The organism is Enterobacter sp. GD03975, assembly GCF_029838645.1.
Lineage (GTDB): Bacteria > Pseudomonadota > Gammaproteobacteria > Enterobacterales > Enterobacteriaceae > Enterobacter > Enterobacter quasihormaechei.
In genome coordinates, this window is the sequence record NZ_JAOBZC010000002.1 from 101,466 (window position 1) to 122,209 (window position 20,744).

At 56.5% G+C, this 20,744-nt stretch carries 19 protein-coding genes; 4 read left to right on the forward strand and 15 right to left on the reverse strand.

The features are described from left to right. Nucleotide 1: 1 nt before the first annotated feature. Nucleotides 2–772, forward strand: a complete 771-nt coding sequence (locus N5C09_RS04140) for a hypothetical protein (RefSeq protein ID WP_279748513.1) — start codon at nt 2–4, stop codon at nt 770–772. Nucleotides 773–857: 85 nt separating this feature from the next. On the opposite strand, the gene sucD is transcribed toward N5C09_RS04140, so the two are convergent. From sucD to sdhC, 8 genes are all read right to left on the reverse strand, one after another. Further along, nucleotides 858–1,727, reverse strand: coding sequence for a succinate--CoA ligase subunit alpha (gene sucD / locus N5C09_RS04145; RefSeq protein WP_006809578.1), 870 nt, complete (start codon nt 1,725–1,727; stop codon nt 858–860). Beyond that, nucleotides 1,727–2,893, reverse strand: a complete 1,167-nt coding sequence (sucC, locus tag N5C09_RS04150) for an ADP-forming succinate--CoA ligase subunit beta (protein ID WP_017384968.1) — start codon at nt 2,891–2,893, stop codon at nt 1,727–1,729. Before sucC ends, sucD begins: the two co-directional genes overlap by 1 nt. Nucleotides 2,894–3,010: 117 nt before the next feature. Continuing rightward, a complete protein-coding gene (gene odhB, locus N5C09_RS04155) occupies nt 3,011–4,237 on the reverse strand; it encodes a 2-oxoglutarate dehydrogenase complex dihydrolipoyllysine-residue succinyltransferase (RefSeq protein ID WP_063866113.1) in 1,227 nt (408 codons plus the stop codon). A 14-nt stretch (nt 4,238–4,251) separates the two neighbouring features. After that, a complete protein-coding gene (gene sucA, locus N5C09_RS04160) occupies nt 4,252–7,059 on the reverse strand; it encodes a 2-oxoglutarate dehydrogenase E1 component (protein WP_063449342.1) in 2,808 nt (935 codons plus the stop codon). A gap of 234 nt (nt 7,060–7,293) precedes the next feature. Further along, complete coding sequence (sdhB, locus tag N5C09_RS04165) at nt 7,294–8,010, reverse strand: succinate dehydrogenase iron-sulfur subunit SdhB (protein WP_063866112.1); 717 nt, start codon at nt 8,008–8,010, stop codon at nt 7,294–7,296. Nucleotides 8,011–8,025: 15 nt separating this feature from the next. Beyond that, the gene (gene sdhA, locus N5C09_RS04170) at nt 8,026–9,792 is read right to left on the reverse strand and encodes a succinate dehydrogenase flavoprotein subunit (RefSeq protein WP_003858619.1); all 1,767 of its coding nucleotides are present in this window, start codon (nt 9,790–9,792) and stop codon (nt 8,026–8,028) included. Continuing rightward, complete coding sequence (gene sdhD / locus N5C09_RS04175) at nt 9,792–10,139, reverse strand: succinate dehydrogenase membrane anchor subunit (RefSeq protein WP_003858621.1); 348 nt, start codon at nt 10,137–10,139, stop codon at nt 9,792–9,794. Before sdhD ends, sdhA begins: the two co-directional genes overlap by 1 nt. Next, nucleotides 10,133–10,537: a succinate dehydrogenase cytochrome b556 subunit gene (gene sdhC / locus N5C09_RS04180; protein WP_026080740.1), complete on the reverse strand. Its 405-nt coding sequence runs from the start codon at nt 10,535–10,537 to the stop codon at nt 10,133–10,135. Before sdhC ends, sdhD begins: the two co-directional genes overlap by 7 nt. Nucleotides 10,538–11,176: 639 nt before the next feature. Between sdhC and N5C09_RS04185 the strand changes: the two genes are divergently transcribed. Further along, on the forward strand, nt 11,177–12,460 hold the full coding sequence (locus N5C09_RS04185; RefSeq protein WP_006809584.1) for a citrate synthase: 1,284 nt from the start codon (nt 11,177–11,179) through the stop codon (nt 12,458–12,460). 85 nt (nt 12,461–12,545) lie between these two features. Here N5C09_RS04185 and nei read toward each other — a convergent pair whose 3' ends face one another. The 7 genes from nei to N5C09_RS04220 form a co-directional block, all read right to left on the reverse strand. Continuing rightward, nucleotides 12,546–13,337, reverse strand: coding sequence for an endonuclease VIII (gene nei, locus N5C09_RS04190; protein WP_279748514.1), 792 nt, complete (start codon nt 13,335–13,337; stop codon nt 12,546–12,548). Between the two features lie 18 nt (nt 13,338–13,355). Beyond that, the gene (gene pxpA / locus N5C09_RS04195) at nt 13,356–14,096 is read right to left on the reverse strand and encodes a 5-oxoprolinase subunit PxpA (protein WP_279748515.1); all 741 of its coding nucleotides are present in this window, start codon (nt 14,094–14,096) and stop codon (nt 13,356–13,358) included. Further along, nucleotides 14,083–15,015 carry a 5-oxoprolinase subunit PxpC gene (gene pxpC / locus N5C09_RS04200; protein WP_107534934.1) on the reverse strand — a complete coding sequence of 311 codons (933 nt, stop codon included), beginning with the start codon at nt 15,013–15,015 and terminating at the stop codon, nt 14,083–14,085. Before pxpC ends, pxpA begins: the two co-directional genes overlap by 14 nt. Continuing rightward, nucleotides 15,009–15,665 (reverse strand): 5-oxoprolinase subunit PxpB, encoded by a 657-nt coding sequence (gene pxpB / locus N5C09_RS04205; RefSeq protein WP_102750583.1) that lies wholly within the window; start codon nt 15,663–15,665, stop codon nt 15,009–15,011. The genes pxpC and pxpB overlap by 7 nt, the downstream gene beginning before the upstream one ends. A gap of 14 nt (nt 15,666–15,679) precedes the next feature. Beyond that, nucleotides 15,680–16,423 (reverse strand): type 2 GTP cyclohydrolase I, encoded by a 744-nt coding sequence (locus tag N5C09_RS04210; protein ID WP_064910841.1) that lies wholly within the window; start codon nt 16,421–16,423, stop codon nt 15,680–15,682. 10 nt (nt 16,424–16,433) lie between these two features. After that, a complete protein-coding gene (gene phrB / locus N5C09_RS04215) occupies nt 16,434–17,846 on the reverse strand; it encodes a deoxyribodipyrimidine photo-lyase (protein WP_279748516.1) in 1,413 nt (470 codons plus the stop codon). Between the two features lie 598 nt (nt 17,847–18,444). After that, nucleotides 18,445–18,651, reverse strand: a complete 207-nt coding sequence (locus N5C09_RS04220) for a YbfA family protein (RefSeq protein WP_014069366.1) — start codon at nt 18,649–18,651, stop codon at nt 18,445–18,447. Nucleotides 18,652–18,958: 307 nt separating this feature from the next. On the opposite strand from N5C09_RS04220, the gene kdpF reads away from it, so the two are divergent. Together kdpF and kdpA are read left to right on the forward strand one after the other, a co-directional pair. Beyond that, a complete protein-coding gene (gene kdpF / locus N5C09_RS04225) occupies nt 18,959–19,048 on the forward strand; it encodes a K(+)-transporting ATPase subunit F (RefSeq protein WP_080473261.1) in 90 nt (29 codons plus the stop codon). Further along, a complete protein-coding gene (gene kdpA, locus N5C09_RS04230) occupies nt 19,048–20,727 on the forward strand; it encodes a potassium-transporting ATPase subunit KdpA (protein WP_064910821.1) in 1,680 nt (559 codons plus the stop codon). Before kdpF ends, kdpA begins: the two co-directional genes overlap by 1 nt. Nucleotides 20,728–20,744: the final 17 nt, after the last annotated feature.

A 20,744-nucleotide genomic window follows, 5' to 3' on the forward strand; every position in this document is an offset into this window, starting at 1 on the left:
CATGCGAAACCGTTTACTGTTACCCGGCCTGATGATGCTGATACCGGCTCTCGGTCACGCCGCGGTAGAGGATGCTATTGAAAAAGCCACCAACCCGTTACACCTTTCGACCTCCGTTGCGCTTCAGGATTACTACACGCCTGAGCTTTACAACAGCGATCGGCATCTCAACGATACGCTCTTTCGCGCAACCGTTCCGTTAGCCGCCAACGACTGGGTGCCCGTGCCGCAGATCCTTCGTTTAACCGTTCCGATAGCAACCCGCCCACAGCCGCAGGGCTATAAGACCGGGCCTGGCGATATCAACTTATTTGATATTTTCCTGCTCAAACAGGAGGGGGTAAAAATTGGCGTGGGGCCGCTCATCACGGCAGACTCCGCCAGCGATGACGCGCTGGGCAGCGGCAAATGGCAGGGCGGGCTCTCTGCCGTTGCGATCAAATCCACCCCCGGCTGGATGGCGGGCACGCTGGTGCAATGGCAGAAAAGCTTTGCCGGAGACGACGCGCGCGACGACGTAGAGACCGCGACGTTCCAGCCGATCTTTATCTATAAGTTTCAGGGCGGCTGGTACTTGCGCAGCTCGGGCATCTGGACCTGGGATCGGGAGTCGGATGATTATTACATTCCGGTTGGCATTGGCGGCGGGCGCGCCTGGGGAGTGGGAGGAAAAGTGGTCAGCGCCTTTGTCGAGCCGCAATGGACGGTTGCGCACGACGGGGACAATCTGCCGAAATTCACCCTCTTTGCCGGTTTCAGCGTCGTCATGTAAAAAAAAGGCCGCTATTCAGCGGCCAACCATGTCGAAACGGACATTTTTATACTTTAACGCTCCCCATCCGGGGAGCAGAGAGGATTTACTTAATGATGGATTTCAGCGCTTCGCCGATATCCGCCAGGCTGCGAACGGTCTTCACGCCTGCGGCTTCCAGCGCGGCAAACTTCTCATCCGCCGTACCTTTACCGCCAGCGATGATCGCGCCCGCGTGACCCATACGCTTGCCTTTCGGCGCGGTCACACCCGCGATGTAACCCACTACCGGCTTGGTGACGTGATCTTTGATGTAAGCCGCCGCTTCTTCTTCGGCGCTACCGCCGATCTCACCGATCATCACGATCGCTTCGGTCTGCGGATCTTCCTGGAACAGCTTCAGGATGTCGATGAAGTTTGAGCCCGGGATCGGGTCACCGCCGATGCCTACACAAGTTGACTGGCCGAAACCGTAGTCGGTGGTCTGCTTAACCGCTTCATAGGTCAGGGTACCGGAACGGGACACGATGCCCACTTTACCCGGCTTGTGAATGTGGCCCGGCATGATGCCGATTTTACATTCGCCCGGGGTGATCACGCCTGGGCAGTTCGGGCCGATCATGCGCACGCCCGCTTCATCCAGCTTCACCTTCACGGTCAACATATCCAGCGTCGGGATACCTTCGGTGATGGTGATGATCAGTTTGATGCCTGCGTCGATCGCTTCCAGAATGGAGTCTTTGCAGAACGGCGCCGGAACGTAGATCACGGTCGCGGTTGCGCCGGTCGCTTCTACGGCTTCACGCACGGTGTTGAACACCGGCAGGCCCAGGTGCGTGGTGCCGCCTTTACCTGGCGTTACGCCGCCAACCATCTGCGTGCCGTAGGCAATCGCCTGTTCGGAGTGGAAAGTCCCCTGGCTACCGGTGAAGCCCTGGCAGATAACCTTGGTATCTTTATTAATTAAAACGGACATTATTTCCCCTCCACTGCGGCAACAACCTGCTGAGCTGCATCCGTCAGACTTTTCGCTGCAATAATATTCAGGCCGCTGTCAGCCAGTTTTTTCGCGCCGAGTTCAGCGTTGTTTCCTTCCAGACGGACAACAACCGGAACGTTAACGCCCACTTCTTCTACCGCACCGATGATACCGTCGGCGATCAGGTCGCAACGGACGATACCGCCGAAGATGTTAACCAGAACGGCTTTAACGTTGCTGTCAGAGAGAATGATTTTGAACGCTTCAGTTACGCGCTCTTTGGTTGCGCCACCGCCCACGTCGAGGAAGTTCGCCGGCTCGCCGCCGTGCAGCTTAACGATGTCCATGGTGCCCATCGCCAGGCCCGCACCGTTAACCATGCAGCCGATGTTACCATCCAGCGCCACGTAGTTCAGTTCCCACTGTGCAGCCTGCGCTTCACGCGGATCTTCCTGAGACTGGTCGCGCATTTCACGCAGATCGGACTGGCGGAACAGCGCGTTGCCGTCAGCGCCCAGCTTGCCGTCGAGGCAGATCAGGTCGCCCTGGGTGGTGATCACCAGCGGGTTGATCTCGATTAGCGCCAGATCGCGCTCCAGGAAGATGGTTGCCAGACCCATGAAGATCTTGGTGAACTGCTGAACCAGCTTACCTTCCAGACCCAGCTTGAACGCCAGCTCGCGACCCTGGTAAGGCATTGGGCCCGCCAGCGGATCGATAGCCACTTTATGGATCAGGTGCGGGGTTTCTTCCGCCACTTTTTCAATTTCCACGCCGCCTTCGGTAGACGCCATGAACACCACGCGACGGGAGCTACGGTCTACAACTGCGCCCAGGTACAGCTCTTTCGCGATATCGGTCGCCGCTTCCACCAGGATCTGGTTAACCGGCTGGCCGTTCGCGTCTGTCTGGTAGGTTACCAGACGCTTGCCGAGCCAATGTTCAGCAAACGCACGGATCTCTTCTTTGCTCTTAACGACCTTCACACCGCCCGCTTTACCACGGCCACCAGCGTGAACCTGACATTTAACTACCCACGGGCCGGAACCGATTTTAGACGCGGCTTCTTCTGCTTCACGCGGGGTAGTACAGGCATAACCCACCGGAGCCGGTAAGCCATACCGGGCAAACAGCTGTTTGGCCTGATATTCATGTAAGTTCATGTGTTCTATCCATCCTTCAGGGTAATCGTTATCTTCAAACCTGTAGACCGGCGCGGTCTGTGCGCCAGCTGGCGCTACGCTTATCCGGCCTACAGGGCAGGTGATGCTAAATAGTCACTAGACGTCCAGCAGCAGACGCGTTGGATCTTCCAGCAGCTCTTTAATCGCGACCAGGAAGCCCACGGACTCGCGGCCATCGATCAGGCGGTGATCGTAAGAGAGTGCCAGGTACATCATCGGCAGGATCTCCACTTTACCGTCTACCGCCATCGGACGATCTTTAATGGCGTGCATACCCAGGATCGCGCTCTGCGGCGGGTTGATGATCGGGGTAGACATCAGCGAGCCGAATACGCCGCCGTTGGTAATGGTGAAGTTACCGCCGGTCAGGTCTTCTACGGTCAGCTTGCCGTCGCGGCCTTTCACGGCCAGCTCTTTGATTTTCTTCTCGATGTCAGCCATGCCCAGGGTATCCACATCACGCAGAACTGGCGTTACCAGACCGCGCGGGGTAGAAACCGCCATGCTGACGTCGAAGTAGTTGTGGTAAACCACGTCATCGCCGTCGATAGACGCGTTCACTTCCGGGTAGCGTTTCAGCGCTTCAACCACCGCCTTCACGTAGAAGGACATGAAGCCCAGACGGATACCGTGACGTTTTTCAAACGCGTCACCGTACTGCTTGCGCAGGTCCATGATAGGTTTCATGTTGACTTCGTTGAAGGTGGTCAGCATCGCGGTGGAGTTTTTCGCTTCCAGCAGACGCTCGGCCACGCGCTTGCGCAGACGGGTCATCGGCACGCGTTTTTCGCTACGTGCGCCAAGCTGAGGCTGTGCCGCTGGCGCTGCCGCAGGCGCTTTGGCTTCGGCTTTCGCCTCAGAAGGCGCTTTAGCCAGATGCTTGTCGATGTCTTCACGCGTCAGACGACCGCCCACACCGGTGCCTTTGATGGCTGCCGGGTCAAGGCTGTGTTCAGCCAGCAGACGACGGATCGCCGGGCTGAGGGCGTCGTTAGACTGTTCTTCCAGAGAAGCCTGCTGGCGCTGGGCCGGCGTAGACGCTTTCTCTTCAGATTTTGCGCTGGACTCTTTACCTGCGCTATTGCCTTCACGCAGGCGACCCAGGATCTGACGAGAGGTGACGGTCGTACCTTCATCTTCCAGGACTGCATCCAGAATGCCATCCGCTGAAGCCGGTACTTCCAGTACCACTTTGTCAGTTTCGATTTCTACCAGCACTTCGTCGCGGGTTACCGCGTCGCCTGGTTTTTTGTGCCAGGTGGCGACGGTTGCATCTGCTACGGACTCAGGCAGGTCGGGAACAAGAATATCTACGCTACTCATTATGTATCCTTTAATTAATCGACGTTCAGCGCGTCATTGACCAGATCTTGTTGCTGCTTCTGGTGAACGGACATATACCCTACCGCCGGAGAGGCGGAGGCCGGGCGACCTGCATAACGCAGAGCAGACCCAAATGGAATCACTTCACGGAAATGATGCTGGCTGCAATACCATGCGCCCTGGTTAAGCGGCTCTTCCTGGCACCAGACAAAATCATGAACGTGAGCGTACTGTTTCAGCACTTCCTGCATCGCCTGATGCGGGAACGGATAAAGCTGTTCGATACGCACAATGGCGACATCTTTCTGATCGTTCTTACGGCGCTGTTCCAGCAGGTCGTAATAAACCTTACCAGAACACATTACGACACGCTTAACGGCCTGCGGATCCAGCTCGTCAATTTCACCGATGGCCGGCAGGAAGGTGCCGTTTGCCAGCTCTTCCAGGCTGGAGACCGCCAGCGGATGGCGCAGCAGTGATTTTGGTGACATGACCACCAGCGGACGGCGCATACCGCGCAGCGCCTGACGACGCAGCATGTGGTAGACCTGAGCCGGGGTGGACGGCACGCAAACCTGCATGTTCTGCTCAGCGCAGAGTTGCAGATAACGCTCCAGACGCGCGGAGGAGTGCTCCGGTCCTTGTCCTTCGTAACCGTGCGGCAGCAGCATTACCAGGCCGCACATACGGCCCCACTTCTGCTCGCCGGAGGAGATGAACTGGTCGATAACGACCTGCGCGCCGTTGGCGAAGTCACCGAACTGCGCTTCCCAGATGGTCAGGGTGCGAGGTTCTGCGGTGGCATAGCCGTATTCAAAGGCCAGAACCGCTTCTTCTGACAGCACGGAGTCCCAGACCTTGAACTGGCCCTGACCGTTATGCACGTGCTGAAGCGGGGTATAGGTTGAACCGTTAGACTGATTGTGTACCACCGCGTGACGGTGGAAGAAGGTGCCGCGGCCCGCATCTTCACCGGACAGACGAACCGGAATGCCTTCGTCTACCAGCGTCGCATAAGCCAGCGTTTCCGCGCCGCCCCAGTCGAACAGCTTCTCGCCCGCCGCCATTGCCTGGCGGTCACCGTAGATTTTGGCCACACGAGACTGCATCTCGATCGCTTCCGGTACGGTGCTGATGCGTTTAGCCAGCTCCTGCAAACGCTTCATTTCGACCTTGTTCGGGTAGCTCTCATCCCACTCGTGGTTGAGGTACGGCGACCAGGTGAAGGAGTGCATGTTCATTGGGCGCAGCTCTTTCACTACGCATTCACCCGCATCCAGCGCGTCGCGGTAGAGGTTGACCATCTCGGTCGCATCTTCCAGCGTCGCCACTTTTTCGCTTTCCAGCTTGTCAGCGTAGATTTTACGCGGCGTCGGGTGTTTTTTGATTTTCTGGTACATCAGCGGCTGGGTTGCACTTGGCTCATCCGCTTCGTTGTGGCCGTGACGGCGGTAGCAGAAGAGGTCAATGAACACATCGCGCTTGAAGGTGTTACGGAAGTCCAGCGCCAGACGGGTAACGAAAGCAACGGCTTCCGGGTCATCCGCGTTAACGTGGAAGATGGGCGCCTGAACCATTTTACCGATGTCGGTGCAGTACGGGGTAGAACGCGCATCCAGCGGGTTAGAGGTGGTGAAGCCCACCTGGTTGTTGATCACGATGCGAACGGTACCGCCCACTTCATAACCACGCGCTTTCGACATGTTCAGGGTTTCCTGAACCACGCCCTGCCCTGTGACCGCCGCATCACCGTGAATGGTGATTGGCAGCACTTTATTGCTGCTCGGCTCGTCCAGACGATCCAGACGCGCGCGCACGGAACCGATAACCACCGGGCTGACGATTTCCAGGTGCGACGGGTTAAACGCCAGCGCCAGGTGAACCTGACCGCCCTCGGTTTCGATATCCGAGGAGAAGCCCATGTGGTACTTCACGTCACCGGTGCCGAGGTGCTCTTTGTGTTTACCCGCGAACTCGTCGAACAGATCCTGCGGTTTTTTACCCAGCACGTTCACCAGCACGTTCAGACGACCACGGTGCGCCATGCCCAGCACCACTTCGCGCGTGCCGCTCTTGCCGGCATGACGAATCAGCTCTTTCAGCATCGGGACTAACGCATCGCCGCCTTCCAGTGAGAAGCGTTTCGCGCCCGGGAATTTCGCGCCCAGATAGCGCTCAAGGCCTTCCGCTGCGGTCAGTTCGTTCAGGAAACGTTTTTTCTCATCTGCTGAGAAATTCGCGTGGCCTGCCACGGATTCGATACGCTGCTGGATCCAGCGTTTCTCTTCGGTGGAGGTAATGTGCATATATTCCGCGCCGATGGAGCCGCAGTAGGTTTGCTTGAGCGCGTCAATCAGATCGCCCAGCTTCATCGTGTCTTTGCCGATAGCAAAAGAACCTACGTTAAAGCTTTCCTGGAAATCGGCCTCGGTCAGATCGTGATAGGCCGGATCGAGATCCGCCACACGTTCCTGCTGCCACAGTCCCAGCGGATCGAGATTCGCATGCTGGTGACCACGGAAGCGATAAGCGTTGATAAGTTGCAGGACTTTTACCTGCTTCGCATTGGTGTCAGGGTCGGAAATCGCAGAAGAGTAACGTGAGGCATCCTTCGCCAGACGACGGAAATAATCACGTGTTTTTGAATGGAATTGATCCGGTTTGACCCCTGTACCAGGCAACTGCTGGAACATGGAACGCCAGTTTGCGTCCACTGAGTCAGGATCGGTTAAGAAGTCTTCATAGAGCTGTTCTATCCAGCTCTGGTTTGAACCAGAGAGGTAAGAAGAGTCCAGCCAGGCTTTCATTGCGCCGTTCTGCATCGTGATCCCTTAAGCATTTTTATGCTTACTTTCGCCGTAGAAACTACCACGTACACACCGTGTACGTGCCGGGGTTCACCTGCGAGCTCTTTGTGGCCCGCGAAGGAACCTTTAGAAACTGTCTAAACTTCAGGGCAGTTTTTAAAGGTTTCTGCAATCTGTCCGCTGGCGCTGCACTTACCGGGCCTACCGTCTCGTAGGCCGGATAAGCGCAGCGCCATCCGGCGTTGTTACTTACGCACTGCGTTGCAACAGCATCGACTTAATATGGCCGATAGCGCGCGTCGGGTTCAGCCCCTTAGGACACACACTGACGCAGTTCATGATGCTATGGCAGCGGAATACGCTGAAAGCGTCACTTAACCCTTCCAGACGGTTCTCGGTTTCGGTATCGCGGCTGTCGATCAGGAAGCGATAGGCAGCCAGCAGACCCGCAGGGCCGATAAATTTGTCCGGGTTCCACCAGAATGACGGACACGACGTTGAACAACATGCACAAAGAATACACTCGTACAATCCATCGAGTTTTTCACGCTGCTCAGGAGACTGTAAATGCTCACGAGCGGGTGGATTTTGCCCATTATTCAATAAGTAAGGCTTAATCTTCTCATATTGTGCATAGAATTGTCCCATGTCCACCACCAAATCACGCACGACCGGCAGGCCAGGCAGAGGACGGATAACAATTTTCTGGCCAGGACGGTTTAGCGCTGAAATTGGCGTGATGCAGGCGAGGCCGTTTTTGCCGTTCATGTTCACACCGTCAGAGCCACATACCCCTTCACGGCAGGAGCGGCGGAACGACAGCGTAGGATCTTGCTCTTTCAGCTGGATTAACGCATCCAGCAGCATCATGTCACGACCTTCTTCCGCTTCGAGGGTGTAATCCTGCATACGCGGAGCATCGTCTACATCCGGGTTATAACGATAAACTGAGAATTCGAGTTTCATTATCCTGTCTCCGCATTAGTAAGTACGAATCTTCGGCGGGAACGCCGGACGCAGTTTCGGTTCCATGTTAACGCTACGGCGCGTCATGGTTTCCGACTCTGGCAGATACAGGGAATGGCACAGCCAGTTTTCGTCATCACGATCCGGGAAGTCGAAGCGGCTATGGGCGCCACGGCTTTCGGTACGGAAGTTTGCCGACATCGCGGTTGCGAAGGCGGTTTCCATCAGGTTATCCAGCTCCAGGCATTCGACGCGCTGGGTGTTGAACTCGCTGGAAGTGTCGTCCAGACGGGCATTCTTCAGACGCTCGCGAATCGCTTTCAGCTGCTCAAGCCCTTTGGCCATTGCGTCACCTTCACGGAATACCGAGAAGTTGTGCTGCATACATTCCTGCAACGCCTTACGGATTTCCACCGGATCTTCGCCGTTACGGTTGCCGTTCCAGCGGTTGAGGCGTTCAAGAGAGGCGTCGATTTCGTCGTCGGTTGCATCACGCAGCGCGCCCTGCTCGGCGATGGACTCCTGAAGATGCAGACCCACCGCACGACCAAATACCACCAGGTCCAGCAGGGAGTTGCCGCCCAGACGGTTTGCGCCGTGAACGGATACGCAGGCGATTTCGCCTACCGCGAACAGGCCAGGAATGACCACGTCTTCGCCCTGCTCGTTCACGGTCAGCGCCTGACCGGTCACTTTGGTCGGGATACCGCCCATCATGTAGTGGCAGGTTGGGATAACCGGAATCGGCTCTTTCACCGGATCGACGTGGGCGAAGGTGCGGGACAGCTCCAGGATGCCCGGCAGACGGGATTCCAGCACCTCTTTACCCAGATGGTCGAGCTTCAGCTTCGCGTGTGGACCCCATGGGCCATCGCAGCCGCGGCCTTCACGGATTTCGATCATGATGGAACGCGCCACCACGTCGCGACCCGCCAGGTCTTTCGCGTTTGGCGCATAACGCTCCATGAAGCGCTCGCCGTGTTTGTTCAGCAGGTAGCCACCTTCACCGCGGCAACCTTCGGTGACCAGCACGCCCGCGCCGGCAATACCGGTTGGGTGGAACTGCCACATCTCCATGTCCTGCACCGGCACGCCGGCGCGAATAGCCATACCGACGCCGTCACCGGTGTTGATGTGGGCGTTAGTGGTGGACTGATAAATACGGCCTGCGCCGCCGGTCGCCAGCACGGTCGCGCGGGCTTTGAAGTAAACCACTTCACCGGTTTCGATGCACAGTGCGGTACACCCCACCACGGCGCCATCGGCGTTTTTCACCAGATCCAGCGCATACCACTCGGAGAAGATGGTGGTATGGTTTTTCAGGTTCTGCTGGTACAGCGTGTGCAGCAGCGCGTGACCGGTACGGTCAGCCGCCGCCGCGGTGCGTGCCGCCTGCTCGCCGCCGAAGTTTTTCGACTGGCCGCCAAACGGACGCTGATAGATGGTACCGTTTTCCAGACGGGAGAACGGCAGACCCATATGGTCCAGCTCCAGAATCGCTTCCGGGCCGGTTTTACACATATATTCGATGGCATCCTGGTCGCCGATGTAATCGGAACCTTTTACCGTGTCGTACATGTGCCATTCCCAGTTATCTTCATGGGAGTTACCCAGCGCTACGGTGATACCGCCCTGCGCAGACACAGTGTGGGAACGGGTCGGGAATACTTTAGAGAGCAGCGCACAGGTCTGGCCGCTCTGGGAAATTTGCAGTGCGGCGCGCATACCTGCGCCACCCGCACCAATCACAACAGCATCAAATTCTCTGACTGGCAGTTTCATTACACACCCCACACCACAACAAATCCATAAATGACGTAAACCAGCAGAGCAACAACAATAATCAGTTGCAGCGGAAGGCGAATCGCCAGCGGTTTAACGTAATCGGTCAACACCTGCCACATGCCGATCCAGGCATGAATAAGGATGGAGAACAGGGCCAGCAGGGTGAACACTTTGGTGAAGGCCGATCCGAAGAAACCACTCCAGATTTCCCACGTCAGCGTCCCGCTGGTCGCGAAGAAACCGATCATATAGATGATGTAAAGCGTGAGGACGATGGCGGTAGCGCGGACCAGAATGAAGTCATGTACGCCGTTGCGTCCTAATGCGGAGGCGTTGCTTACCATACGAGAACTCCTGCGAGAAGTGAAAGCACGACAGTGATCACAAATGAAATGTTCGCGGTACGTTTCCCGGCCTCGAACGTCTCTTCCAGATAGCCAAAGTCCATCAGCATGTGGCGTACGCCGCCAACAACGTGATAGGCCAGCGCGGTCAGAATGCCCCACATGATAAATTTCACGAAGAAGCTGTTCATGATGGCCGAGGCCTGGAGGAATCCTTCAGGAGAGGAGAGGCTGGTTCCCAGTAACCACAACAAAATACCGACCGCCACAAACGTAATCACACCAGAAACGCGGTGCAGAATGGACGCTATTGCTGTTACAGGGAATCGGATCGTTTTCAGATCCAGATTGACAGGTCTTTGTTTTTTCACATTTCTTATCATGAATAACGCCCACATGCTGTTCTTATTGTTTCCTTCCTCCGGACTGCGATGCGGGTCAGACAGCGTTCCTTTTCTATAACTGCGCGTCATGCAAAACATTGCTTCCAAATGCTAAAACGACACGTTACAACGCTGGGTGGCTCGGGATTGCAGGGTGTTCCGGAGACCTGGCGGCAGTATAGGCCGTTCACAAAATCATTACAATTAACCTACATACAGTTTGTTGGGTTTTCTCTGGAACAGTGATCGGGGTCACGATAACAACATCTTTTTAAATTTTAATCATCTGATTTGACAAATGTTAAACAATATTGTTACAAACGTCATCAGAAAAGGCATATAATGCGCAAAAGTTATGAGGTCTCTCTTTCACCTGACAAATAGTTATGTAACAGTGTGATGGTATTGACCGAAGTTATCAGGACAGTTATTAGTGATATACAGGTTTGAATAATTCGGACTGCAAAAACGCTGATTTGCTGTTGTTTCACTGATATTTCATTCGTTTACCTGCAAGGCGCCATAGCTCTGTACCCTGGTTTCTCCTCGTGAGCTGAGCGGTAAGCCAAATAACAATCTGGTAACGGTGATTAACAGCTGAAGGCAAATCCGGTGAAAAGCAGTCTTAAGCATAAGGCGCTAAGGAGACCGTAAATGGCTGATACAAAGGCAAAACTCACCCTAAATGGTGATGATGCTATTGAACTGGATGTGCTAAAAGGCACGCTCGGTCAGGATGTTATTGATATCCGTACGCTGGGTTCCAAAGGGGTATTCACCTTTGACCCTGGATTCACCTCCACCGCATCTTGCGAATCCAAAATCACCTACATTGACGGTGACGAAGGTATCCTGCTCCATCGCGGCTTCCCCATCGATCAGTTAGCCACCGAATCCAACTATCTGGAAGTGTGCTACATCCTGCTGAACGGCGAAAAACCGACGCAGGCGCAGTACGATGAATTCAAAACCACCGTGACCCGTCACACCATGATCCATGAGCAGATTACCCGTCTGTTCCATGCGTTCCGTCGTGACTCTCACCCGATGGCGGTCATGTGCGGTATCACCGGTGCGCTGGCGGCGTTCTACCACGATTCTCTGGACGTGAATAACCCACGTCATCGTGATATCGCGGCGTTCCGCCTGCTGTCCAAAATGCCTACGATGGCGGCGATGTGTTACAAATACTCCATCGGCCAGCCGTTTGTGTATCCGCGCAACGACCTCTCCTACGCCGGCAACTTCCTGCGCATGATGTTCTCAACGCCGTGCGAAGAGTATGAAGTGAACCCGGTGCTGGAACGCGCCATGGATCGTATTCTGATCCTGCACGCTGATCACGAGCAGAACGCGTCAACGTCTACCGTTCGTACCGCAGGCTCTTCAGGCGCGAACCCGTTCGCCTGTATCGCTGCGGGCATCGCCTCCCTCTGGGGGCCGGCGCACGGCGGCGCGAACGAAGCGGCGCTGAAGATGCTGGAAGAGATCAGCTCTGTGGAGCACATTCCAGAGTTCGTACGTCGTGCGAAAGACAAGAATGACTCCTTCCGCCTGATGGGCTTCGGTCACCGTGTTTACAAAAACTACGACCCGCGCGCGACCGTTATGCGTGAGACCTGCCACGAAGTGCTGAAAGAGCTGGGCACCAAAGACGATCTGCTGGAAGTGGCGATGGAGCTGGAACACATCGCACTGAACGACCCGTACTTCATCGAGAAGAAACTCTACCCGAACGTCGATTTCTACTCTGGCATTATTCTGAAAGCGATGGGCATTCCGTCTTCCATGTTCACCGTGATCTTCGCCATGGCGCGTACCGTGGGCTGGATTGCGCACTGGAACGAAATGCACAGCGAAGGCATGAAAATCGCCCGTCCTCGTCAGCTGTACACCGGCTACGAGCAGCGTGATTTTAAGTCTGATATTAAGCGCTAAAAAACACGCCCGGCGGCGCTTCGCTTGCCGGGCCTTCAAGTGCGAAATGTAGGCCGGGTAAGGCGTAGCCGCCACCCGGCTTTTTTTACATCTGGCACCGGGGACACCAGTAAAACGGTCTGGAAGAGATCGTAGCCTTCTCAATCACTCCGCCGCACCGCTCGCACTTTTTCCCCGCCCGATGGAACACCTTAAAGCGGAACAGCGCCCCGTGATGCTTGTTTTCATCTACGATGCCGCGCGTATTGTACGACAGCCGCGGAATGTCCAGCAGCGCGTGCGACAGCGCCTCCAGCTTTTCATCGCTCAGCTGCGACGCCTTGCGCTGCGGCGCCAGCCCCACTTCCCAGAGGATCTCCACCCGCAGGTAGTTTCCCAGACCGGCAAGAAACGCCTGATCGAGCAACAGCCCGGAAAACTGGCGGTTGCGGAACTGGGGAGACAATAGCCGGGCTTTAACATCGCTCGCCGTCAGGCGCATGTCCAGCACGTCCGGCCCGACGCGCTGTAAGAACGGATGCGTCAGCAGCTGCTCCGGCGTTAACATTTCGATATCAGAGGCGCTGTAGAGCAGGATCGCCTTATCCGCCGTTTGTAACCGGACGCGCAGCACGCGCGTCGTTTGCGGCTGCTCGTCCGCCTCCACCACGCGCCAGACGCCGTAAAGCTGATTATGGCTATATAACGTCAGGTTATGGGAAAAGTGCGTGAGCAACGCTTTGCCGCGCGTTTCAATGTGGGTCACCGTCTGTCCCACCAGCGCTGTTTCAAACGGTTTTAGTTGAGGAAAGGCAAACCAGACATCGGTCAGAAGTTTACCCTTTATCGCCGCCTCCAGGCTATCCGCCGCGCGGCGGATCTCCGGACCTTCAGGCATGTTATTGTCCTTTTATCATCAATCTGCGCTGACGAGAATGCCCTCTTCAGAGAACGCCGCCCGCAGGCGTCGCGCAAACTGGAGCGCATGCTCCCCGTCGCCGTGTAAACACACCGTATCGGCCTGAACATTTGCGGATGTTCCATCCACGGCGGTCACCCGCCCGGTGCGTACCATCTCCAGCGTCTGCGCCAGCGCTTTATTTTCGTCGGTAATCAGCGCACCGGCCTGCGTGCGCGGCACCAGGCTGCCGTCCGGCATGTATCCCCGATCGGCAAAGACTTCCTGCCGCGTCGACAGCCCCAGCCGCTCTCCGGCACGAATAAGCTCGCTACCCGCCAGGCCAACCAGAATCAGCTGAGGATTGCAGTCCCGCACCGCGCGGGCTATCGCCTCCGCCAGTGCCGGATCTTTCGCTGCCTGGTTATAGAGCATGCCGTGCGGCTTGACATGACGCAGCACGCCATGCTCAGCGCGCACTATCGCCTCCAGCGCGCCGGTCTGGTAGAGCACCTGAGCGTAGACCGTCTCCGGCGGAAGATCCATCGCCGTACGGCCAAAGTTCTCCCGGTCCGGGAAGCTCGGGTGAGCGCCAATCGCCACGCCATTTTTAATGGCATTACGTACGCTATCCAGCATGGTTTTCGCATCGCCGGCATGAAAACCGCAGGCGATGTTGACCGAGGAGACCAGCGTCATTAGCGCCGCATCAGCGCTGCTGCCCTCCCCCAGATCGGCGTTTAAATCAATCTTTACCATCAAGCCTCCACGCCAGCTGTTCGAGATAGCGCTGCCGATCCTGCCGGGCCTTCAGCGCCTCCTCCAGCGTACACTGCACAAAATGAATCGGCTGACCGAGAGGGATTTGCGCCAGATGGTAGCGATCCGCTTCGATAATGCAGGCAATACGCGGATAGCCGCCGGTGGTTTGCGCGTCGTTCATCAGTACGATGGGCTGCCCGTTGCCCGGCACCTGAATCACCCCCGGCAGCAGCCCGTGAGACAGCAGCTCCCGGTCAGTCGTGCGGGTCAGCGGTTGCCCCTGAAGCCGATAACCCATACGGTTACTCTGCGGGCTGATCTTCCACGGCGAGCGCCAGAAAGACTCTTTTGAGGCTTCATCAAACTCCTGATATTCCGGTCCCGGCAAGGCGCGGATCACATTCCCCCACAGCAGCTGCTTGACGCCCTGCGTGGTGGTGAAATGGCGCGCTGAGGGCTTAATCGCCAGACGATCGCCGTCGCGCAGCAGCCGTCCTTCATGGCCGCCCATTCCCGCTTTCTGGTCGGTGCTGGATGAGCCCAACACCTCCGGCACGTCGATGCCCCCCGCCACGGCAAGATAGCTGCGCACGCCGTGCAGAGGACGCTTAAGCGTCAGACGCTGCCCGGCTTTCGCCCGCAATCGCCAGCCTGTCCACACCGCTTTGCCGTCCAGCGTCGCGTCACAGCCCGCGCCGGTTAAGGCAAACCAGGTTTCCTCACCAAACTCAATAACGCACTGACCCAGCGTAATTTCTAACGCCGCCGTGCTGCCTGCGTTGCCTACCAGCAGGTTGGCAATCTCCAGCGAAGGACGATCGAGCGCGCCGCAGTAGCTCACGCCGGACTGACGCAGGCCAAAACGGCCGGCATCCTGTACCGAGGTGTAAAGCCCTGCACGAATAAGCGTTAACATACCCCCTCCTTCTGCGGGATAAAGCGCAGGGTGTCACCGGGACGCAGGAGTATGGGCGCGTCATGGCCGGGTTCGAATAACGGCGTGGACGTGTGCCCGATAAGCTGCCAGCCGCCCGGCGAAGCGAGCGGGTAAATTCCCGTTTGTTCGCCACCAATCGCCACGCTGCCCGCCGGTACGCTCAGGCGCGGCTCAGCCCGGCGCGGGGTGTGCAGCTGGGGCGATAACCCGCCAAGATAGGGGAATCCCGGCTGGAAACCTAAAAACCAGACAACATAGTCTACTGAGCTGTGCAGCTCGACGACCTGCTTTTCCGTTAATCCACAGTGCTCCGCCACCACGCCAAGGTCAGGGCCACCTTTGCCGCCATAGACAACCGGGATCTCAATCGCCCGCGATTCCGGCTCCAGCGCCTCGCTCTCCTCCCACCAGCGTTGCAGACGCTCAATGGCATCCAGCGCCCCGGTGTGCGGATCGCGTAGCACCACGGTGATATTATTCATACCCGGAATAGCTTCAACCACGCCGGGTAGCTCGGGCAGTCGCTGAGCCAGGCGCCAGATACGCTTTTGCGTGGCAAGCGTCACCGGAGGCTCAAGCTCCAGAACTACCGCGGTTTCACCCAGAAGATAACAACGCGCTCGCTGCACTTAACTACCTCTCATCAGGCCGGATTAGGGATATCAATAAACGTCACATCCAGATCGGTATTTTCCGTCAGCCACTCGCTGAGGGCGCGGATGCCGCCGCGCTCGGTGGCATGATGGCCTGCCGCGTAAAAATGCAGGCCTTGTTCACGCGCGGAATGAATGGTCTGCTCGGAGACTTCGCCGGTAATGAACGCATCGACACCGAAGCGTGCCGCACTGTCAATAAAGCCCTGACCGCCGCCGGTGCACCATGCCACGCGCTTCACGGTGTCCGGCCCGGTGTCGCCGCACCACAGCGGACGACGCCCCAGGCGCGCTTCGATCCACGAGGCCAGCTCCAGCCCCGGTACCGGCATCGACAGCTCGCCCCACGGCACCAGGGGTTCAATTTCCCCCATCACGGTAATCCCCAACAGCTGCGCAAGCTGGACGTTATTACCCAGTTCAGGATGCGCGTCGAGCGGCAGGTGGTACCCGTACAGGTTGATGTCATTCGCCAGCAGCGTTTTGAGGCGGTTGCGCTTCATGCCGCGAATAATCGGCGATTCGTTTTTCCAGAAGTAACCGTGATGGACAATCACCGCATCGGCTTCCTGACGCACCGCCTCATCCAGCAGCGCCTGGCTTGCCGTCACGCCGGTGATGATTTTTTGCACCGTGTCGCGTCCCTCTACCTGCAAGCCATTCGGGCCGTAGTCGCTGAAGGAGGCGGTGTTAAGTTTTTCGTTAATCAGGCGTTCCAGTTCACTGTTTTTCATCATCACTCTCTCAAGCTTTTCGGGCGGCTTCGTACGCCGCCAGCGTGGCGACGCGCGCCTGTTTATGGTCGACAATCGGACGGGGATAGTTCAGGGTAACGCGCTGTTTATCCGCCCATGTCCAGGGTTCATGAATGGCTTTGGCGGGAACATCCTTAAGCTCAGGTAGCCAGCGACGGATAAACTCGCCGTCAGCATCAAATCGTTGTCCCTGCGTGGTCGGATTGAAGATCCGAAAATAGGGAGCCGCATCCGTTCCGGTGGAGGCCGCCCACTGCCAGCCGCCGTTATTCGCCGCCAGATCGCCATCGATCAGCTGAGACATAAAATAACGCTCTCCGGTTCGCCAGTCGATAAGCAGATCCTTCACCAGGAAGCTGGCGGTAATCATTCGCAGACGGTTATGCATCCACCCGGTTTCGTTGAGCTGCCGCATAGCCGCATCAACAATCGGGAAGCCGGTGAGTCCACGCTGCCATGCCTGAAGCAGCTTATCATCCGATTGCCACTGTACCTGTTCGGTCCAACGAATGAAGGGGCGATGTTTACATAAATCAGGATGATACGTCATCAGGTGACGGTAAAACTCACGCCAGATCAGTTCGTTCAGCCACACAGCGCCCGCGCCCCCGTCAAGCGCCTGAGGCTGTTCCGCCAGCAGCCGATGCAAACACTGGCGCGGAGAGAGCACGCCCAGCGCTAAACAGGCCGACAGGCGGCTGGTGCCTTCAATCGCTGGAAAATCCCGACGCGCCTCGTATTGTGCCGCCCCCTGCTTGCAGAACTGACGCAACTGGGCAATAGCCGCTTTCTCGCTGGCGGGGAATAACGCTTCATCGAACGACTGCTGAGGATAATTCACTGTGATTTCAGGCAGATCAGTTATCGTATCCCCTCTCACAGCTGGCGCGGAAACGCACTCGGGTAGCCCCTCTTTCAGGCGCTTGATAAACGCATTTTTATACGGCGTGAAAACTTTATACATCTCGTGATTGCCGGTCATCACGCTGCCCGGCGCGAGCATCACGCTGTCATCAAAGCCTTCGCAAACCACGCCCGTAAGGGTTTTCTCCAGCTGACGGTCGCGCTGCTGCTCGTTAAATTCGTACTGGTAGTTGTAAAAAAGACGCGTTACCGCGTGCTGCTTACAGATTGCCTGCACCGTCTGAAGCTGTGCGGCAAAATCGTTCACCTCTTCATAGATAAGCGGGATGCCTTTTTCGGCCAGTGAATGTTGCAGGTCATTCAGATACGCGCTGAGCAAAGCCGCTTGCCGGGGCGCCATGTCATGCTGCTGCCACTGCTCTGGCGTGGCGATAAACAGGGCCAGCACATTCGCGTCTTTGGCGCGGCAGGCCGCCGCAAGAGCGATGTTGTCGTGAATGCGTAAATCCGCGCGAAACCAAACCAGATGGGTGGGCATAAAACTCCTGGCAATTGTCCATTATGTCCGTAAGGGCATGCCGTAAAAGGAAAAAGGCACGCATTGAACTACTTTGCCATGAAGTGTAGACGGGATGAAATAAAAAAGGCCGCCCGAGGCGGCCTTAACGCTACTTGTCCTGCGCTATCGGGGTAAAGGCAACAAACACATCCGGTTTATCACTCTTTACAACGAGTACGCTGGCGACAATGAACGCAATGCATAAATAGCGTTTCACTATGCGGTCCCTGCTGCTAACCGCTCCACCTATCACCACCGGTGATAAATCGGTGGACACAAGCCCGGGTAGGCGGGCTGCTTTACGGCTATGGATACACCTTTCCCAGGACCGATGCCCATTTGCGAGATGGCGGAAAGGGACGTGGCATCATAATTAACACCAACGCCAAAAGTAAGTTATTTCAATAAAATTAGGAATTTATAAAGGTGAAGTGGATTGCGAACTTTTCAAAGAAGGGTATGATAAAAATCCCGGGTAGGGGCTGCAAGATTACCCAACGGACCGCGAATCCCGAGGGATAAAAAAACCGCCACATTGTCGTTGGCGGTTTTTTTATGGCTACGATGTCGCGTCGTATCAGTAGAAATCGCAGGTTGCTTTCTCGGCCTGATCCATCCACACCGGCTTTTCGCTGGTTTTCGCCCAGACGCGGTGCAGGTAACTGTAAAAACGCGCGCGATCTTTCCAGAACAGCATCACCGGCAGGGCCAGCACGCCAGCCACTACGGCGAAAGTGCGACGCATGAACACGATATGAGCCGGATACTCTTTATAAAGATCCATATTTTCTCCCCTATAGTTGGCCGGAAACGTCATCCGGAAAATTCAAAATTTGTGAGCTGGATAAAATAATATCGCTTTGCGTGTAATTTTACTACTCATCCGACCACTTATTTTCATCCATTTAGTGAATATTTACACTCACGCCGTAATTAAGTTACAAAAAAGTTAACAATTTACTTATCAATAGTTAAATTGTGGGCTTTCCATTTTTATACTTTTTTTACACCCCTCCCCCCGATTTTTGCGAAATCTTTGCGCCGTAAATCCTACCGTTAGCACCATTACAAATGTCACCCGGAGGTGGAGTGTGAGTGCAGGTCTGATTGCCGGCATCGTGCTGGTGTTCCTGTTAATGGCTTATCTGATTTATGCCCTGATTAATGCGGAGGCATTCTGATGGCTGCTCAGGCGTTTTTGCTTATTGCCAGCTTTTTACTGGTGCTGTTTGTGCTCTCCAGGCCGCTGGGAACCGCGCTGGCGCGGCTGATCGGCAACGCGCCATTGCCGGGCACGAGAACGATTGAAAATGTGCTCTGGCGCGTTTCAGGTATAAACGATCAGGAAATGAACTGGCGTCAGTATCTGATGGCGATACTGCTGCTGAATATCGTGGGGCTTATTGCCCTTTTTGCGATGCTCATGCTTCAGGGGAGCCTGCCGTTGAACCCGCAACGGCTACCCGGTTTATCCTGGCACCTGGCGCTGAACACGGCGGTCAGCTTTGTGACCAACACTAACTGGCAGTCTTACGCCGGTGAAACGACGCTCAGCTACTTCAGCCAGATGGTAGGGTTAACCGTGCAAAACTTTCTGTCTGCGGCCAGCGGTATCGCGGTGATCTTCGCCCTGACGCGCGCCTTTGCCCGCCAGAATGTCAGCACGCTCGGCAACGCGTGGGTTGATGTCACGCGTATTACCCTTTGGATCCTGGTTCCTGTTGCGCTGCTTATTGCCCTGTTCTTTATTCAGCAAGGCACCCTGCAAAACCTGCTGCCTTATACCCCTTACACTTCGCTCGAAGGAACCGGGGGACTTCTGCCGATGGGGCCGGTGGCATCGCAGGAAGCGATCAAGATGCTGGGCACCAACGGCGGCGGCTTCTTCAACGCCAATTCATCACATCCGTTTGAAAACCCAACGGCACTGACCAATTTTGTGCAGATGCTGGCGATCTTCCTGATCCCCACCGCGCTCTGTTTCGCCTTTGGTGATGTGGTTAACGATCGCCGCCAGGGCCGCACGCTGCTGTGGGCAATGACGCTCATCTTCGTGGTCTGCGTAGCCCTGGTGATGTGGGCCGAATGGAACGGCAACAGCCACTTCATGCAGCTGGGGGCCAACAGCAATATTAACCTGGAAGGCAAAGAGAGCCGCTTCGGCGTTCTTGCCAGCAGCCTTTATGCGGTGGTCACCACGGCGGCCTCCTGCGGGGCGGTGAACGCCATGCACGACTCTTTCACCGCGCTCGGCGGCATGATCCCTATGTGGCTGATGCAGATTGGCGAAGTGGTCTTCGGTGGGGTCGGCTCGGGGCTGTACGGCATGCTGCTGTTTGTTCTGCTGGCGGTGTTTATCGCCGGGCTGATGATTGGCCGCACGCCGGAGTATCTCGGTAAAAAAATCGACGTTCGCGAGATGAAGTTAACCGCGCTGGCGATCCTGGTCACCCCCGCCCTTGTGCTGCTCGGCACCGCCCTGGCGCTGATGACCGAGGCAGGCCGCAGCGGCATCTTTAACCCGGGCATCCACGGCTTTAGCGAAGTGCTGTATGCCGTGTCGTCCGCCGCCAACAACAACGGCAGCGCCTTTGCCGGGCTAAGCGCCAACTCGCCGTTCTGGAACTGTCTGCTGGCGTTCTGCATGTTCGTTGGGCGTTTCGGCGTGATTATTCCCGTCATGGCAATCGCTGGAGCACTGGTGAATAAGAAAATCCAGCCGACCACCGCCGGTACGTTACCGACTCACGGCGCGCTGTTCGTCGGCCTGCTGATTGGCACCGTCCTGCTGGTGGGCGCCCTGACCTTTATCCCCGCCCTCGCGTTAGGCCCGGTTGCGGAAACTCTCTCTTTACGCTGATTTTGCGGAGAATTTGT

Coding starts and splice junctions, on each gene's coding strand:
- sdhA (WP_003858619.1), bottom strand. CDS start 9,792: ATGAAACTGCCAGTCAGAGAATTTGATGCTGTTGTGATTGGTGCGGGT.
- N5C09_RS04220 (WP_014069366.1), bottom strand. CDS start 18,651: ATGGATCTTTATAAAGAGTATCCGGCTCATATCGTGTTCATGCGTCGC.
- pxpA (WP_279748515.1), bottom strand. CDS start 14,096: ATGGTAAAGATTGATTTAAACGCCGATCTGGGGGAGGGCAGCAGCGCT.
- N5C09_RS04185 (WP_006809584.1), top strand. CDS start 11,177: ATGGCTGATACAAAGGCAAAACTCACCCTAAATGGTGATGATGCTATT.
- N5C09_RS04140 (WP_279748513.1), top strand. CDS start 2: ATGCGAAACCGTTTACTGTTACCCGGCCTGATGATGCTGATACCGGCT.
- pxpC (WP_107534934.1), bottom strand. CDS start 15,015: ATGTTAACGCTTATTCGTGCAGGGCTTTACACCTCGGTACAGGATGCC.
- nei (WP_279748514.1), bottom strand. CDS start 13,337: ATGCCTGAAGGTCCGGAGATCCGCCGCGCGGCGGATAGCCTGGAGGCG.
- sucC (WP_017384968.1), bottom strand. CDS start 2,893: ATGAACTTACATGAATATCAGGCCAAACAGCTGTTTGCCCGGTATGGC.
- sdhC (WP_026080740.1), bottom strand. CDS start 10,537: ATGTGGGCGTTATTCATGATAAGAAATGTGAAAAAACAAAGACCTGTC.
- N5C09_RS04210 (WP_064910841.1), bottom strand. CDS start 16,423: ATGAAAAACAGTGAACTGGAACGCCTGATTAACGAAAAACTTAACACC.
- kdpA (WP_064910821.1), top strand. CDS start 19,048: ATGGCTGCTCAGGCGTTTTTGCTTATTGCCAGCTTTTTACTGGTGCTG.
- sucA (WP_063449342.1), bottom strand. CDS start 7,059: ATGCAGAACGGCGCAATGAAAGCCTGGCTGGACTCTTCTTACCTCTCT.
- sucD (WP_006809578.1), bottom strand. CDS start 1,727: ATGTCCGTTTTAATTAATAAAGATACCAAGGTTATCTGCCAGGGCTTC.
- sdhD (WP_003858621.1), bottom strand. CDS start 10,139: ATGGTAAGCAACGCCTCCGCATTAGGACGCAACGGCGTACATGACTTC.
- phrB (WP_279748516.1), bottom strand. CDS start 17,846: ATGCCCACCCATCTGGTTTGGTTTCGCGCGGATTTACGCATTCACGAC.
- sdhB (WP_063866112.1), bottom strand. CDS start 8,010: ATGAAACTCGAATTCTCAGTTTATCGTTATAACCCGGATGTAGACGAT.
- odhB (WP_063866113.1), bottom strand. CDS start 4,237: ATGAGTAGCGTAGATATTCTTGTTCCCGACCTGCCTGAGTCCGTAGCA.